This window comes from Aurantiacibacter sp. KMU-128 (genome assembly GCF_056933515.1).
On record NZ_JBXORT010000001.1, the window covers coordinates 1,485,951 to 1,499,984 of the forward strand.

Sequence of the window (14,034 nt, forward strand, 5' to 3'; positions counted from 1 at the left end):
AGTGTCGCTTGCTTACAACTTTACAAGCATAGTTTGTAAAGATTGACAAGATGACACTGAATGGCGCGACATGGGCAATTTTGTGTCGCAGAAGGCTCTCAACACATTCCAGATTGGACGGAGCCATTATGACCTATTTCGCAGAAATCCACCGCCAGACGGGCATCAAGCACCGCGTCGGCGCGACCTGGCAGGGCATCGACCCCGAATTCGCCGCGCGTCTTGCGATGCAGAACCGGTTCCAGACCGGGCTCGACATTGCCCGCTACACCGCAAAGATCATGCGCGACGATATGGCTGCCTATGACAAGGATCCGGCGGCCTACACCCAGTCGCTCGGCTGCTGGCACGGTTTCATCGGCCAGCAGAAGATGATCAGCATCAAGAAGCATTTCGGCACCACCAAGGGCCGGTATCTCTACCTGTCGGGCTGGATGATCGCCGCCCTGCGCAGCGAATTCGGCCCCCTGCCCGACCAGTCGATGCACGAGAAGACCAGCGTTCCGGCGCTGATCGAAGAGCTCTACACCTTCCTGCGGCAGGCCGATGCCCGCGAGCTGGGAATGCTGTTCCGCGATCTCGACAAGGCGCGTGAAGCAGGTGACGAGGAAGCGGCTGCCAAGGCGCAGCAGGCCATCGACACGCACCAGACGCATATCGTGCCGATCATTGCTGACATCGACGCGGGCTTCGGCAATGCCGAGGCGACCTATCTGCTCGCCAAGAAGATGATCGAGGCGGGTGCCTGCGCGATCCAGATCGAAAACCAGGTGTCGGACGAAAAGCAGTGCGGCCACCAGGACGGCAAGGTTACCGTTCCGCACGAGGACTTCCTGCAGAAGATCCGCGCGGTGCGCTATGCCTTCCTCGAGCTCGGCATTCCCGAAGGCGTGATCGTTGCCCGCACCGACTCGCTCGGCGCTGGCCTGACCAAGCAGATCGCGTTCACCAAGGAACCCGGCGATCTGGGCGACCAGTACAACGCCTTCCTCGATTGCGAAGAAGTTGATGCGGCGCAGATCGGCAATGGAGAGGTGCTGATCAGCCGCGAGGGCAAGCTTTTGCGCCCCAAGCGCTTGCCCTCCAACCTCTACCAGTTCCGCGCCGGAACGGGTGAAGACCGCTGCGTGCTCGACTGCATCACTTCGCTGCAGAACGGTGCCGACCTGCTGTGGATCGAGACCGAGAAGCCGCATATCGGCCAGATCGGCGGTATGGTGAACCGCATCCGCGAAGTCGTGCCCAATGCGAAGCTGGTGTATAACAACTCGCCGAGCTTCAACTGGACGCTTAACTTCCGCCAGCAAGTCTATGATGTATGGGCAGAAGAAGGCCGCGATCTCACCGATTACGAGCGCGACCGTCTGATGAGCCAGCATTATGACGACAGCGAGCTGGCGAAGGAAGCCGACGAGCGTATCCGCACCTTCCAGGCGGACGCGGCGCGCGAGGCGGGCATTTTCCACCACCTCATCACGCTGCCGACCTACCACACGGCTGCGCTCAGCACCGACAATCTCGCCAAGCGTTACTTCGGCGAGGAAGGAATGCTCGGCTACGTCAAGCAGGTGCAGCGTGAGGAAATCCGTCAGGGCATCGCCTGTGTGAAGCACCAGAACATGGCCGGTTCCGATATCGGGGACGACCACAAGGAAGCCTTCGCTGGCGAAGCGGCCCTGAAGGCAGGCGGCGCGCACAATACGATGAACCAGTTTGCCGCCTAACAAGTGAAAACCGGGCCGGGACTTTGGAGAGTTCCGGCCTCCCCCCCAACCCTACCAACCGCCATCAAAAGGAGACACAACATGGCACAACCCGGTATGGCCCGCCCCGTGTTCTCGACCGAGGACTTCGGACTGATCCGCAACGCGCTCGCCGTCGCTATCCGCAATGGTGAAGACAATGCGGAAACCCGCAAACTGGTGAACCTGCACCACCGTCTGGGACGGTTCGCCCGATGAATACGCAGACCCTGTCAGAGCTTGAACGCCCCGTGGACACCGCAGAGCAGCGCGAGGACTATGTCCTGCATCCCTATCTGCGGGTGGCGGGCAGTCTGGTGGATTTCGTCGAAGGCGAAGTCCTGCCGGGCACCGGCATCACGCCAGACAGCTTCTGGCAGGGTCTGGCCAGGATTGCCGCCGATTTCGCCCCGCGCAACCGCGCGCTGCTGGCGAAGCGCGAGGACTTGCAACGGCGGATCGACGATTGGCACCGCGCCAATCCGCAGGCCCGCTCCGGCGCGCCCGAGAGCTTTCTGCGCGAGATCGGCTATCTGGTGGAGGAGCCCGCGCCCTTCACCATCGGTACCACCAATGCCGACCCCGAAATCGCCAGCACGGCAGGCGCGCAGCTGGTCGTGCCCGTGCTCAATGCGCGGTTCCTTTTGAACGCCGTCAATGCCCGCTGGGGCAGCCTCTATGACGCGCTCTATGGCACCGATGCTCTCGGCACGCCGCCTCCGAAAGGCGCATACGATACGCAGCGGGGCGCGCAGGTGATTGCCTGGGCGAAAGCCTTCCTCGACGATGCGGCTCCGCTTGCCGAGGGTTCATGGGCGGACTGGCGCGGCGGCACCCCTGCCCTCGCCGATCCCGCGCAATTGAAAGGCACTATCGGCAACAATCTCCTGCTCGCCAATAACGGACTGCATATCGAAGTGGTGATCGATCCCGCGCACCCCATCGGCGCCACCGATCCGGCGCATATCGCCGACATCCGTCTCGAAGCGGCGCTCTCGACAATTGTCGATCTGGAAGACTCCGTCGCAGCGGTCGATGCGGAGGACAAGGTTGCGGCCTACCGCAACTGGCTCGGTGCCATTCGCGGTGATCTTTCCGCCAGCTTCACCAAGGGCGGCGAGGCGGTGACGCGCACGCCCAATGAAGACCGTTTCTACACCAACACATCCGGCGAAACGCGCCCCTTGCGCGCGCGCAGCCTGCTGCTGGTGCGCAATGTCGGCCATCTCATGACCACGCCCGCCGTGCTTTTGCCCGAAGGCCACGAAATGCCCGAAGGCCTGCTCGACGCCGCGATCACCATCGCCATCGGGATGCACGATCTCAAAGGCCTTGGCCCGCTGCACAACAGCACGACGCGCAGCATCTATATCGTGAAGCCGAAAATGCACGGGCCGGAGGAATGCGCCTTCACCAATGATTTGTTCGATTCGGTGGAGGATATCCTCGGGCTGGAGCGCAACACGGTGAAAGTGGGCGTGATGGACGAGGAACGGCGCACCAGCGCCAATCTCGCCGCCTGCATCCATGCGGTGAAGGATCGCATTTTCTTCATCAATACCGGCTTCCTCGATCGCACTGGGGATGAAATCCACACCTCGATGCTGGCAGGCCCGATGGCGCGCAAGGCGGAGATCAAGGCGGCGGACTGGATCGCCGCTTACGAGGATCGCAATGTGCAGATCGGCCTCGCCTGCGGTTTTGCGGGGCGCGCGCAGATCGGCAAGGGAATGTGGGCCGCGCCCGACCGGATGCACCAGATGCTCACCGAAAAGATCGGCCACCCGATGAGCGGCGCGACCACCGCCTGGGTGCCCTCACCCACCGCCGCCGTGCTCCACGCGACGCATTACCACCGCTGCAACGTGGCAGAGCGGCAGGAAGCGCGCGCTGGCGAGCCGGTCGCACCGCTTTCCAAGCTGCTCACCGTGCCGCTGGCCGCAAATGCCGAGTGGTCGGAACAGGAAATCGCCGACGAGCTGCGCAATAATGTGCAGGGCATTCTTGGCTATATGGTGCGCTGGATCGACCAGGGGGTCGGATGTTCCAAGGTGCCCGACATCAATGATGTGGGCCTGATGGAAGACCGCGCCACCTTGCGCATTTCCGCGCAGCATATCGCCAATTGGCTAAAGCACGGCATTGTCGACCGCCTCGCCATCGACGAGGCGCTGCACGAAATGGCAGGCGTGGTGGATGCACAGAACGCGGGCGACCCCGCCTATGTGCCGATGCTCTCCAACCCGCGCGACAATATCGCGCTGGCCGCAGCGCGCGAGCTGATCGTGCACGGTTCGGAGCAGCCTTCCGGCTATACCGAACCGGTGCTCCACCGCGCGCGGGCACGGGCGAAACTCCAGTAGTCGCCAACAAGCGGGGAGGCTATGCCGGAGCGCATCCGGCACAGCCTCCCGCCTACGATCCGGCTCAAAACCGCTTCGACAGCGTAAGCCCGCCAAAGAAGTCCGCACTGTTGCTGTTAAGGCCGGTTCCGCCATGCACGGTCACGCGGAAGCCGCTTCCAAGGCTCGCACCGATCCATGCCGAAACATCGCTCGAAGCGGGACGTCCGTCGAAGGCCGATTCTTGCCAGGAATAGTCCGCGCCGAAGGAAATCCCTTCGCCAGCATAATAGCTGACGCCCGCCCCCGCGCCCCAGGTGGAACCGAGGGTCGAGCCTTCGGGCTGGCCGACAAAACGCCGGCGGCCATCGATATAGACCGTTGCATCGCCAAAGCCCTGCACCAGACTTGCGCCAACAGTGACGTCGGTTTCTCCTGTGCCGAGCCGGTCTTCAACCGAGGCGGTGGGCAGCTTCACGCGCACGGAAGGCTCAAACCAGGTGCTTTCGCCCAGCTCCAGGCTGTACGAGACCGAGACATTGACGTCGCCGAACCCACTGCGCTGGTTGTCCGCGCCAGCAAAGCCATCGTCATCGGTTACGTCATCATCATCGACACGGTCGTCATCGTCTTCGACTTCGATATCGCCGCCCGAACCCGAGCCGCTGCCGGAGGAACCTGAACCCGAATTGTCGCTATCGCCTCCACGGCCGCGTCCTCTGCCGCGTCCCTGGCCTCCGCCATCGAACAGGTCGGGTGTGGATAGCAGCGAGCCCGGCCCGTTGATCTGCACCCACGGAATGGAAACGCGCACGCGGAAGTCCCCGTAGCGGTAGGACGCGCTGATCGGAATGGCGATAACGTCCGTGCTTTCCAGCTCGTCATAATCGCCGCTTGAATAGGAAACGCCGGTGCTGAGCGTAAAGGACGAAGACGGGCCTTCGTCTTCGTCATTGCTGTCGGAAGCATCTTGCGCCAGCGCCGGAAGCGGTGCCAGCAGCAGACCGGCGAGCAGCAGGCCTCGGCCCGCATTGTGCGTGGAAAAATTTCGCATAGGTAAGTTCCCCCTTATCCTCTCTGGGTAATTTTTGGCGCTATCGCCATGTTTTGGTCAAGTGGCGCGTGGCACCCGACTGTGCGTTATGTTCACAAGCCGGATGCCACGCGCCAAAGGCAATGACCTAGATGTCGTCGCCTCCGCGACCACGGCCACGGCCTCTGCCACGGCCCTGTCCGCCATCGTCAGAGCGCATCCGTTCAGCCCGATCATCGCTGCCATTGCGTTCACGACGGACGTGACCGGGGCTGTCATCAGTGCCACGACCGCGGCGGACATCGCCCGGCGCGTCATCCGCACCGCGACCACGGCGGATGTGGCCAGGTTCATCGTCAGCACCACGGCCACGGCGTTCGCCGCGATCTTCGATTTCGCGGTCACGATCACGGCCTCTGCCGCGTTCCATCCGGTCGCTCATATCGTCCGATCCACGGGCACGGCGATCATCGCCGGGCGGGTCGTCACATCCACGGCATTGGCGCACGCCGTTGTCGTCCTGCGACTGGGCGGTTGCCGGGACGCTGCTCATGGCCAATGCGGCGCAAGCCGCGCCGCAAGTGGCAGCAATTTTCCAAAGTGTTTTCATGGGGGTTTCTCCCGTTCTCGCTACGACTTCCTCTTGGAAAGCCACTGCGAGAACGGGAGCGATCAGGCTTTATTCCATCGTGCCCGAAATTATTCCGCTGATGCCTGCCAGTCCGCTGCGATCAGCGCCGCTTCGCGCTCCGCCCCGTAAGGATCGCTCGCACCGAGCGCGTCATAAACTGCATCGAGCGACGCATCGGAAGCGCCGGATGCAAGTTCGATTCTATCCATTGCGGCAATGTCGGGAGCGTTCGGCGTCAGACCGACGATCTGCCAATCGCCTGCTTGCCGGCACGCCACACCACCGCCATCGCCCGCTGCGCCAGTGACCCGGAATTCGCGGCAGAAGCGCCCGTCTTCTGCGGCAAAAGTAAGCACCGGAGACAATTCTCCGCCATCGGCCAATTGCACAGTCTCGCCGGACGGCAGCGTGTCCAAGGCTTGCGCGAATTGAGCATTGTCCCGCGCCGGATTGACCAGCACGAAAGTCATGGCAATCGCAAGGGACGCGGCAATCGCGCCGCCGAGCGGCCATTTGTAACGGTTCCAGATGGGCGGATTGTCATTGGCTGGCGCGGGTTTTGGCGCATCGCTTGCCGATGCAGGTTCACCCAGTCCCATGCGTTCGAGCAGTGCCTCGTCCACGCCTTCGTCCAGCGGCGCGGCATAGGCTTCGCGCAGCAGCGCGTCATTGCCCGCCAGCCGCTCGACTTCGGCAGCCAGCGCCGGATCGCGCTCGATCTCGGCCTCGAACGCGGCGCTTTCGCCATCCGGCAAAGCACCGTCGAGGAAGGCCATGATCCGGGCTTCGCGGTCACTCACTTCAGTCATTGGCGACCTCCGCATTGACGACCTTGTCGATGGCGCGGCGGGCGCGGGACAAACGGCTCATGACTGTGCCGGCGGGCACGCCGAGCGTTTCTGCGGCATCGCGGTAGCTCATCCCGTCCATCACCACCAAGGCGACGACCACGCGCTGGTCTTCCGGCAGGCTGGCAAGCGCCGCGCGCGCCATTGCAAGGTCAGAACGTTCCTCCACCAGCCGCAACCCGTCGCTGCCGGAGATGTTGTGCGTGTCATCGATATCGATCTCTGTCCCGCGCGTGCGACGACGGCGGGCATCATCGATATGCAGGTTCTGTGCGATCCGGTACATCCAGCTATCCAGCCTTGTTCCCTGTTTAAACTGCTCGGCCCGCGACAGTGCGCGTTCGACTGTCGCCTGGCACAAATCATCCGCCGCCACACTGTCACGCGCCAAAGCGAGGCAGAACCGCCTGAGGCGCGGCAATATGCCGACAAGCTGACGTCGCAAATCCTCCGGTTCCGGTTCGAACTCGCTGATCATGCCCTCCCGTCAACGTTTCATGTGCATGATTATTCCCTGCGGCGTTACGAATGCCGGAATTCAGGGCGGGTTCAAGGGAATTTCTGCTGGACTTACCCGTTATCGCAGCACAGTTTCACCCTGTATCCGGAGGGAATGCATGAATTTGGCTCTACCCAGAGCGCTGCTATTGGCGGCCTGCGCCACCGTTGCGATTGCGGCAATGCCGTCAGACGTATTCGCCCAATCGGGCGGACGTTCACCAGCCGAGGAGGCGGAGCGCGCCGCCGAACGCGCCGAACGCGATGCTGCTCGGATTGCCGAGCGGGCAGCACGCGATGAAGAGCGGTATTTCCAAGATCGTGCGGAAATCCTCGACCGGAATATCGACGACCCCGACAGGCAGCAACGCGACCTCGCCCGCCTGGAAGAAGACCGGCAGGAAAACATCGCGCGCGCCACGCAGGAAGCCAACGAAGTGGCAGAGGAGCTTTCCGAAGAGCTCGCCGAAATCGAGGCCGACGCCGCCGAAGAGGCTGCCGAGCGGGCGGAGGATGGTGACGGCTCCAGCGAGGCCGCGCAATTGCGAGAACTGGGCCGCGACGAGTTTCCCGAATATGACGAAAACGGCTACCCTGTCAGGCGCGGCGAAGTCGCTGCGATCGGTTTGACAGCGGATGACATTGCGCAATTGGAAGCCGCAGGCTTTAGCGAAATAGCGCGGCAGGAACTCCCCGCACTCGATACAATGGTCCATCGCCTGCGTGCACCGGAAGGTCTGGATGCCATTGCCGCTCTTGCAAGAGCGCGCGAATTGCGCCCTGCGCGAACCTTCGATTACGTCCACTATTACGGGATGCAATACACGCCCGCAGGCAATGCCGAGAGCGTTGGCGATACCGCCCTGCCCGAACGCGACGGCGATCTGGTGATCGGGATGATCGACACCGGCATCATCAACCATCCGGTGCTGCGACGGGTAGACATAGAGATCGCCGATTTCGGTCGCGGCTCCAGCGCTATCCCGACCGCGCATGGTACCGCCATCGCCTCGATCCTCGCCAGCGAAGGGGCGTCGGATATCTATGTCGCCAATATTTTCAGAGGCAACAGCGATCAGCCCTACACCTCTGCCGATTCAATCGTCGATGCACTAAACTGGATGGTCGAAAACGGCGTGCCGGTGGTGAATATGAGCCTGTCCGGCCCACGCAATGCGATCCTCGACCGGCTTATCGAACAGACCGTCGGGCGCGGCACCTTGATCGTCGCCGCCGCAGGCAATGGCGGCCCCACCGCTGCTCCGGCCTATCCCGCTGCGCTGCAGGAGGTGGTCGCCGTTACCGCCGTCGACAGCCGCAACCGCATCTATCGCTACGCCAACCAGGGCAGCTACATCACCGTTGCCGCGCGCGGTGTCGGGCAGCCGGTTGCCAATACCAGCGGCGGCACCAGCTATGTCGATGGCACGAGCTATGCGACACCGCATATCAGTGCATGGCTGGCACGCTGCCGCGCAGCGTCGAGCGCAACAAGTTGCGCCAGGCGGCTGCGCAGGGAGGCCCGCGATCTTGGCGAACCCGGCTGGGATCCGGTCTATGGCCACGGCCTGATCGAATAACGGCAAAGCCTCTATCCCAATCAAGTGAAAGCCTCCGACCCCTTGCGGGGCCGGAGGCTCCATCCCGTCCGTATCATCAAAGCGACCTAGCGAACGGGACTGGGGGCTCGAGCGGGCGATAGCTCACCCTAAAAGTGGAAGCCGAACCCAAAAAGCACCGGCTGCAATCCCATGAGGCTCGCCCCGCCCAGACCCACACTGCCAAGGATCAGCACGAATGGGATCATGGCGGTGCGCCGCAGCACTCCGGCGTCCCATCCGGCGATATGCAGCATAGGTTGCAGCAGGAAGGCGAGCGCCAACCCGGCAAATGCCGGCTGGAAGCTCAGGATCGATGCAGCGAAGAAGATCGCTCCCGCCAATGTCTCCAAAGCCAGCGTGGCATTGGCGTCGGGATGCGTTTCCGACAGATAACGCGTTACCCGGTTGGCGGCATTGCTCTGCGGCACATTCTGGTCCGACGTGTCGCCGGTCACCAGAAAGCGCGCCTTGCGGGTGATGGCATAGCCCGCCACACAAATCGCCGATAGCGGGCTGAGCGCCGCATAGAGCGCGGTGCTCTTCGCCAGAAAGCGGAACAGCCGCACCGGCTGCTTCCAATGCTCCAGCACAAAGCACAGGATCGGCGCGAAAAGCGTCAGCACGGTGATGGCGAAGAAATCGGGCGTGAACAGCTGCGCCATATGCTGCGGCATCGCACGGATCGGCCAGACAATCTCCTGCCCCATCAACACCCATGTCAGGTCACGCGCTTCGCCCAGCACAAAGGGCAGGCCAAGGCCCGCAAGGATCATGAAAAAGAAGAAAAAGAACGTCAGCGGCAGGTTGGCCGTCGGGAAAAGGATATCCAGCTTCTCGATCGTCGGGATATTGCGCGACTTGAGAATACGGCCCGTCCACTGGTGCAGGAACTCGCACGTACCGCGCGTCCATTTGACGTGACGCACGCGGAAAGCGCGCACGGTTTCGGGGAAGGCCTCTGTGCAGACGACATCTTCGGCAAATACGCCGTAATAGCCCAGCTCGCGGATCGAGATGGCGTAAGCGAGGTCTTCGCTCACAATCTCGTCAAACCCGCCGACCTCTTCCCAGCAACTGCGCCGCAGCAGCGCGCCGTGGCCAAGGAACATCACAAAGCCGAAGCGGTTGCGCAGCGGTTGGTACCACTTCCAGTGCACATCGATGCCGATGCGCATATCTTCCTGCAGGCGCGTGCTTGTCGTCTCCTCGCAGCGGTGATTGGCCTGCACAAAGCCGCAATCGGGGTCGTTGACCAGATAGGCCGCGAGCGCGCGCAGGAAGTTTGCCGGCACGATCTCGTCCGCATCGACAACCGCGAAATAGGGTTCGCGCACATGGTACTTCAACGCATGGTTGAGATTGCCCGCCTTGAATCCGCTACGGTCACTGCGCCGGACAACTTCGACCCGGCCCGGATTGGCCGCCGCAAACCGGTCAATCGCCGCCTTGGCGCTTTCGCGGCTGCTGTCATCAAGAATGTAGAGCCGGAAATTGGAGTAATCGACATCGAGGCAGCTCTGCGCGCTCTCGGCAACGAAATCGTTGCACGTGGTATAAAGCATCGCGATCGGCGGGTGCTGCCGCAGGATCAGCGGATCGGGCTTGCTGCCGAACCGGCGATGCCACCAGGCGAAAAGGACAACGCCGACATTATACAGGCCATAAAGCCACGCAATCGGCGTGAAGACGGCGAAATAGCCAAGGATAAAAGTCGCCACCGCGCCCTCTGCTCCGGCAACGAAAGTATAGAGACGCGGTCCGAACCAAATGAGGCTGGCCGCCCATACGCCAAAGATAAAAACAAACAGCCACGGCTTGCGATCACCTGCTGCCCAAACCGCTTGCGGGATTACCGGCTGCCTTGTGTCGATCACGGACGCTTCGGGCGTTTCCGGATGCGATGATAGAGTCGGATTAAACATGGGATACCTCGCCTCTGCTCAGTTGCGCGGCAGGCGGAGCGTCACGCCCACCAGCACACGGGTGAATTGGGAAAGCGGCGCATCCTCATGCGTCACGGAAAGATGCAGGCGGTGCCAGCCAGCGACGCGGATGGAACCGGTGCCGAACACGGTGAAAACACCGCCTTCGGCCTGCGGGTCGGCGCTGGAGACGCTTCCGCCGCCAGCGCCAAGGCCCAGCGACCAGTCACCGGCATTGTATTCGCCGTAACCGATCGCCCGCCATTCTTCGTCGTCGGCCGCGCCGGTCGTGCCGAAATACAGGCTCGGCTCGACGCGGAACCCGCCGCCGAGATCGAAGCCTTGTGCGGCGTAGAACAGCTGGTCGGTGTAACCGGCGCTATGCGGGCTGATCTGCGCCCCGATCTTGGATGCCCCGATGTCCGAGACATAAACACCTTCAAGCCGGTAAATCTGCTGGTTCTCTCCCGCTGGAAGATCGCGATAACCGGCCTCCGCAATACCGATCACACCGGGCGCAAATTCCTGATGCAGCCCGACCGAATAAGTGGTGGCATTGGCGCCTGCTCGGGCCAGCACTGGATTGTCCAAGGTCAGCCCGTCATCATAGCGCGCCCAGATGCGCGTGCGCGGCGTGACCCAGCTCGCCAGCTCGACCAGCCGCAATCCAGCATTGCCGCCGCCCGACGTGTCGCCCGCCCAAACCGATAGCTCGGCCAGTGCCGGATAGTCATAGGCGGCACGCAGTCCCTGACGTGCTTCGTCACTGGCCGGATCGCGCTCCAGCGCTTCACGCTGTGCCTGCGCCGACGCCACCGCCCGGCCTTGGCCCAGCCGCGCGGTTCCGACGCCCACCATTGGCTCCGCATCGAGCGGGTTTTCGTAGGCAATGCGGACAAACCGCTCTTCCGCGCGCGGGTAATCACCTGCCCACAGCGCGTTGTAAGCAAGGCCGCTGGCCGCGCCGGGATTATCAGGCGCCAGCTCCGCAAAGCGTTGGAAGTAGCGTTCTGCCTCGGCGTGCCGGCCCGACCATGCCAGCAGATAGGCCATGGCATTAAGCGCGCCGAGATTATCAGGAGCCAGCGCCAGCGCACGCGACAGGTCGGCCTCGCCCGCTTCCCATTGCTGCTGCCAAGCGCGAGCCGTGCCGCGCCCTGTCAGAGCAGCAATATTGTCAGAATCACGCGCGAGGACATTGCTCCACGCTGCTTCAGCGGCAGCACCGTCGCCCGCCTGCATCGCTTGCTCGGCAACCGCTTCCTGCGCCCATGCCATTCGCGGAGCGGCCAATGCCATAGCGGCAAACACCACTATCCCTATTGTTGCGCGAGGTTGCAGTACGCGCCCGTTGCCCGAACACTTCGCTCCGATACTCCTCATTGTCGCCCCTTTCCGACTGGATTGCGGGGCGACTACGGATGAGCTGCGGACTTATTCCGTTGCGGTTCGAAAATGTGCGACCCGCAAGCTGGATGGCACCAAAGAGAAGCTGCGCGGCGGGCCAAAAGGGGGTTCAATGAAACCGGTATGTCCGGGTGGTGGACAGGGCTGGATTCGAACCAGCGTACGCTTGCGCGGGCAGATTTACAGTCTGCTGCCTTTAACCACTCGGCCACCTGTCCACACCGTTGCCGGAATGTGCGATTAAACGCATTTCGAAGCTGCGAAAAACGCAGCCGTCATGCCGAGAGGCGCCCCTTTGGCGAAGCACCGCTTGCCTGTCAATGCCCTCGCTGGCAGTAGGCGCCGCGAAAGGTGCAGTTTATGTCCAAGGCCAAGGGAAAGAAGTCGTTACGCGGTCGTGCGGGGCGGATGCAGGGCGGGCGCGGCTCGGGCCGGGCGAGCAAGGGCGCGGTGCGGCTGTGGGGCCGCCATGCGGTGGAAGCCGCGCTGATGAATCCGCGCCGCCAGCATCGCAAGCTGTGGGCCACGCTGGAAGGGCTGGATTCGCTTTGCGGTGAACTGCCGCCCGGCTTCCCGCTCGAACGCGCCGAAGTGGCCGATCTTGCGCGCCTTGTCGCCAAGGATGCGCCGCATCAGGGGCTGGTGCTCGAATGCGAGCCGCTCGACGATATGCATCTGTCCGACGTGATGGACGGCGATCCGTCGCGACCTCTGGTGGTGCTCGACCAGGTGACCGATCCGCACAATGTGGGCGCGATCCTGCGCTCCGCCGCTGCGTTCAATGCCGCCGCAATCGTGACGCAAGACCGCCACGCCCCGCCCGAAGGGGGGGTTATCGCCAAGTCCGCCTCGGGCGCGCTCGAAACCGTGCCGTGGGTCCGCGTGGTGAACCTCGCCCGCGCGTTGGAGGAGATGGCAGAGGCCGGATACTGGCGCATCGGCCTAGCTGGCGAAGCGGATGCGAATTTTGCCGAGGCGCTGCCTGCTGGCCCCATCGCCGTGGTGCTGGGCGCGGAAGGCGAAGGCATGCGGCACAATGTGCAGCAGCACTGCGACGCGCTGGCCCGCCTGCCGATCAGCGAGGCGATGGAAAGCCTGAACGTCTCCAATGCGGGCGCGATTGCGCTCTATGCGATAGCGACGCGGTAGAGCCCGTCAGAATGTAAAGGGTTCACACAAAGACACAAAGAGCACGAAGAGGCCGGTCTGCAATCGCGCCGCAGGCGCTTTCCATCTTATTCGCTCACAGAGGCACAAAGGCACAGAGGGATCGTACCATCCCCTCTGCGCCTCCGCGCCTCTGCGAGCGCATAAACTTTCTTGCGGCTACGCCGCAGGCACAACCTCTTCGTGGTCTTTGTGTCTTCGTGTGCAATCTATCTTTCTCACCAAAACAACAGCCGCTAAAACGAAGGGCCGCCCCTTGCGGGACGACCCTTCTTAGGACCGCTGCCATTGCAGGCAGCTTTCCCCTCCCTAACCCGTAATCAGTTGACCGCGTCTTTCAGGCCCTTGCCCGCCTTGAATTTGGGCTGGGTCGAGGCCGGGATCGTCATCGGCTCCCCGGTGCGCGGATTGCGGCCGGTGGATGCCTTGCGCCGCGCGACGGAGAATGTGCCGAACCCGACAAGGCGCACTTCGTCGCCCTTGGCCAGCGTCGCTTGGATCGTGTCGAAAACCGACTCCACAGCCTTGGTCGCATCATTGCGCGAAAGGCCGCTGGCATCCGCAACGGCTCCGATCAATTCGTTCTTGTTCATTGTCTGGAAGACCCCCTCACAAAAGTGAAAATCATGTTTGTTTTGGTCGCACCGCGATTCCCCCAAATTGAGCGAGTTTTCCACGCGCTGTCAAAGCCAAACAGGGTCGGAAACCGCCTTTTCCAGCCGAAGCGAAGTTTTCTGGCGGGGATGCGAGCAAATGTTGCGTCGCACACCGGTTGGCGCGACGTTTTCCGTCGGAAGGAGGATTACGCCGGTTTCCGAATCAGCCGGAGTATGAGGGGCTAGC

At 62.6% G+C, this 14,034-nt stretch carries 12 protein-coding genes and 1 tRNA gene; 5 read left to right on the forward strand and 8 right to left on the reverse strand.

Annotation, left to right across the window (positions count from 1 at the left end; all coding sequences use genetic code 11):
- Nucleotides 1-128 precede the first annotated feature (128 nt).
- The 3 genes from ACS0VV_RS07480 (at nucleotide 129) to ACS0VV_RS07490 (ending at nucleotide 4,105) form a co-directional block, all read left to right on the forward strand.
- Nucleotides 129-1,724, forward strand: a complete 1,596-nt coding sequence (locus ACS0VV_RS07480) for an isocitrate lyase (RefSeq protein ID WP_483532093.1) — start codon at nucleotides 129-131, stop codon at nucleotides 1,722-1,724.
- Between the two features lie 81 nt (nucleotides 1,725-1,805).
- Nucleotides 1,806-1,961, forward strand: coding sequence for a hypothetical protein (locus ACS0VV_RS07485; protein ID WP_199857872.1), 156 nt, complete (start codon nucleotides 1,806-1,808; stop codon nucleotides 1,959-1,961).
- Entirely contained in the window at nucleotides 1,958-4,105 is a 2,148-nt protein-coding gene (locus ACS0VV_RS07490) for a malate synthase G (protein ID WP_483532094.1), read from the forward strand. Before ACS0VV_RS07485 ends, ACS0VV_RS07490 begins: the two co-directional genes overlap by 4 nt.
- A 64-nt stretch (nucleotides 4,106-4,169) precedes the next feature.
- On the opposite strand, the gene ACS0VV_RS07495 is transcribed toward ACS0VV_RS07490, so the two are convergent.
- From ACS0VV_RS07495 to ACS0VV_RS07510, 4 genes are all read right to left on the reverse strand, one after another.
- A complete protein-coding gene (locus ACS0VV_RS07495; RefSeq protein WP_483532095.1) occupies nucleotides 4,170-5,138 on the reverse strand; it encodes a hypothetical protein in 969 nt (322 codons plus the stop codon).
- 127 nt (nucleotides 5,139-5,265) lie between these two features.
- On the reverse strand, nucleotides 5,266-5,670 hold the full coding sequence (locus ACS0VV_RS07500; RefSeq protein WP_483532096.1) for a hypothetical protein: 405 nt from the start codon (nucleotides 5,668-5,670) through the stop codon (nucleotides 5,266-5,268).
- Between the two features lie 146 nt (nucleotides 5,671-5,816).
- The gene (locus tag ACS0VV_RS07505) at nucleotides 5,817-6,557 is read right to left on the reverse strand and encodes an anti-sigma factor (protein WP_483532097.1); all 741 of its coding nucleotides are present in this window, start codon (nucleotides 6,555-6,557) and stop codon (nucleotides 5,817-5,819) included.
- Nucleotides 6,550-7,074, reverse strand: a complete 525-nt coding sequence (locus tag ACS0VV_RS07510; protein ID WP_483532098.1) for an RNA polymerase sigma factor — start codon at nucleotides 7,072-7,074, stop codon at nucleotides 6,550-6,552. Before ACS0VV_RS07510 ends, ACS0VV_RS07505 begins: the two co-directional genes overlap by 8 nt.
- 202 nt (nucleotides 7,075-7,276) lie before the next feature.
- On the opposite strand from ACS0VV_RS07510, the gene ACS0VV_RS07515 reads away from it, so the two are divergent.
- Entirely contained in the window at nucleotides 7,277-8,674 is a 1,398-nt protein-coding gene (locus tag ACS0VV_RS07515) for a S8 family serine peptidase (protein WP_483532099.1), read from the forward strand.
- A 128-nt stretch (nucleotides 8,675-8,802) separates the two neighbouring features.
- On the opposite strand, the gene ACS0VV_RS07520 is transcribed toward ACS0VV_RS07515, so the two are convergent.
- The 3 genes from ACS0VV_RS07520 to ACS0VV_RS07530 all read right to left on the reverse strand — a co-directional run bounded on the left by ACS0VV_RS07520 (nucleotide 8,803) and on the right by ACS0VV_RS07530 (nucleotide 12,242).
- On the reverse strand, nucleotides 8,803-10,617 hold the full coding sequence (locus ACS0VV_RS07520; RefSeq protein ID WP_483532100.1) for a glycosyltransferase: 1,815 nt from the start codon (nucleotides 10,615-10,617) through the stop codon (nucleotides 8,803-8,805).
- Between the two features lie 18 nt (nucleotides 10,618-10,635).
- Nucleotides 10,636-11,895: a tetratricopeptide repeat protein gene (locus tag ACS0VV_RS07525; protein ID WP_483532101.1), complete on the reverse strand. Its 1,260-nt coding sequence runs from the start codon at nucleotides 11,893-11,895 to the stop codon at nucleotides 10,636-10,638.
- Between the two features lie 261 nt (nucleotides 11,896-12,156).
- Nucleotides 12,157-12,242 (reverse strand) — tRNA-Tyr (locus ACS0VV_RS07530).
- Between the two features lie 142 nt (nucleotides 12,243-12,384).
- Between ACS0VV_RS07530 and rlmB the strand changes: the two genes are divergently transcribed.
- Nucleotides 12,385-13,173: a 23S rRNA (guanosine(2251)-2'-O)-methyltransferase RlmB gene (gene rlmB, locus ACS0VV_RS07535; RefSeq protein WP_483532102.1), complete on the forward strand. Its 789-nt coding sequence runs from the start codon at nucleotides 12,385-12,387 to the stop codon at nucleotides 13,171-13,173.
- A gap of 338 nt (nucleotides 13,174-13,511) precedes the next feature.
- On the opposite strand, the gene ACS0VV_RS07540 is transcribed toward rlmB, so the two are convergent.
- The gene (locus ACS0VV_RS07540) at nucleotides 13,512-13,868 is read right to left on the reverse strand and encodes an HU family DNA-binding protein (protein WP_483532103.1); all 357 of its coding nucleotides are present in this window, start codon (nucleotides 13,866-13,868) and stop codon (nucleotides 13,512-13,514) included.
- Nucleotides 13,869-14,034 lie beyond the last annotated feature (166 nt).

Bases quoted from the DNA above. Each gene is read 5' to 3' on its own strand.
- ACS0VV_RS07505 (WP_483532097.1), bottom strand. From the start codon at position 6,557: ATGACTGAAGTGAGTGACCGCGAAGCCCGGATCATGGCCTTCCTCGAC.
- ACS0VV_RS07525 (WP_483532101.1), bottom strand. From the start codon at position 11,895: ATGGCATGGGCGCAGGAAGCGGTTGCCGAGCAAGCGATGCAGGCGGGC.
- ACS0VV_RS07485 (WP_199857872.1), top strand. From the start codon at position 1,806: ATGGCACAACCCGGTATGGCCCGCCCCGTGTTCTCGACCGAGGACTTC.
- ACS0VV_RS07495 (WP_483532095.1), bottom strand. From the start codon at position 5,138: ATGCGAAATTTTTCCACGCACAATGCGGGCCGAGGCCTGCTGCTCGCC.
- ACS0VV_RS07515 (WP_483532099.1), top strand. From the start codon at position 7,277: ATGCCGTCAGACGTATTCGCCCAATCGGGCGGACGTTCACCAGCCGAG.
- rlmB (WP_483532102.1), top strand. From the start codon at position 12,385: ATGTCCAAGGCCAAGGGAAAGAAGTCGTTACGCGGTCGTGCGGGGCGG.
- ACS0VV_RS07490 (WP_483532094.1), top strand. From the start codon at position 1,958: ATGAATACGCAGACCCTGTCAGAGCTTGAACGCCCCGTGGACACCGCA.
- ACS0VV_RS07500 (WP_483532096.1), bottom strand. From the start codon at position 5,670: ATGAGCAGCGTCCCGGCAACCGCCCAGTCGCAGGACGACAACGGCGTG.
- ACS0VV_RS07510 (WP_483532098.1), bottom strand. From the start codon at position 7,074: ATGATCAGCGAGTTCGAACCGGAACCGGAGGATTTGCGACGTCAGCTT.
- ACS0VV_RS07480 (WP_483532093.1), top strand. From the start codon at position 129: ATGACCTATTTCGCAGAAATCCACCGCCAGACGGGCATCAAGCACCGC.
- ACS0VV_RS07520 (WP_483532100.1), bottom strand. From the start codon at position 10,617: ATGTTTAATCCGACTCTATCATCGCATCCGGAAACGCCCGAAGCGTCC.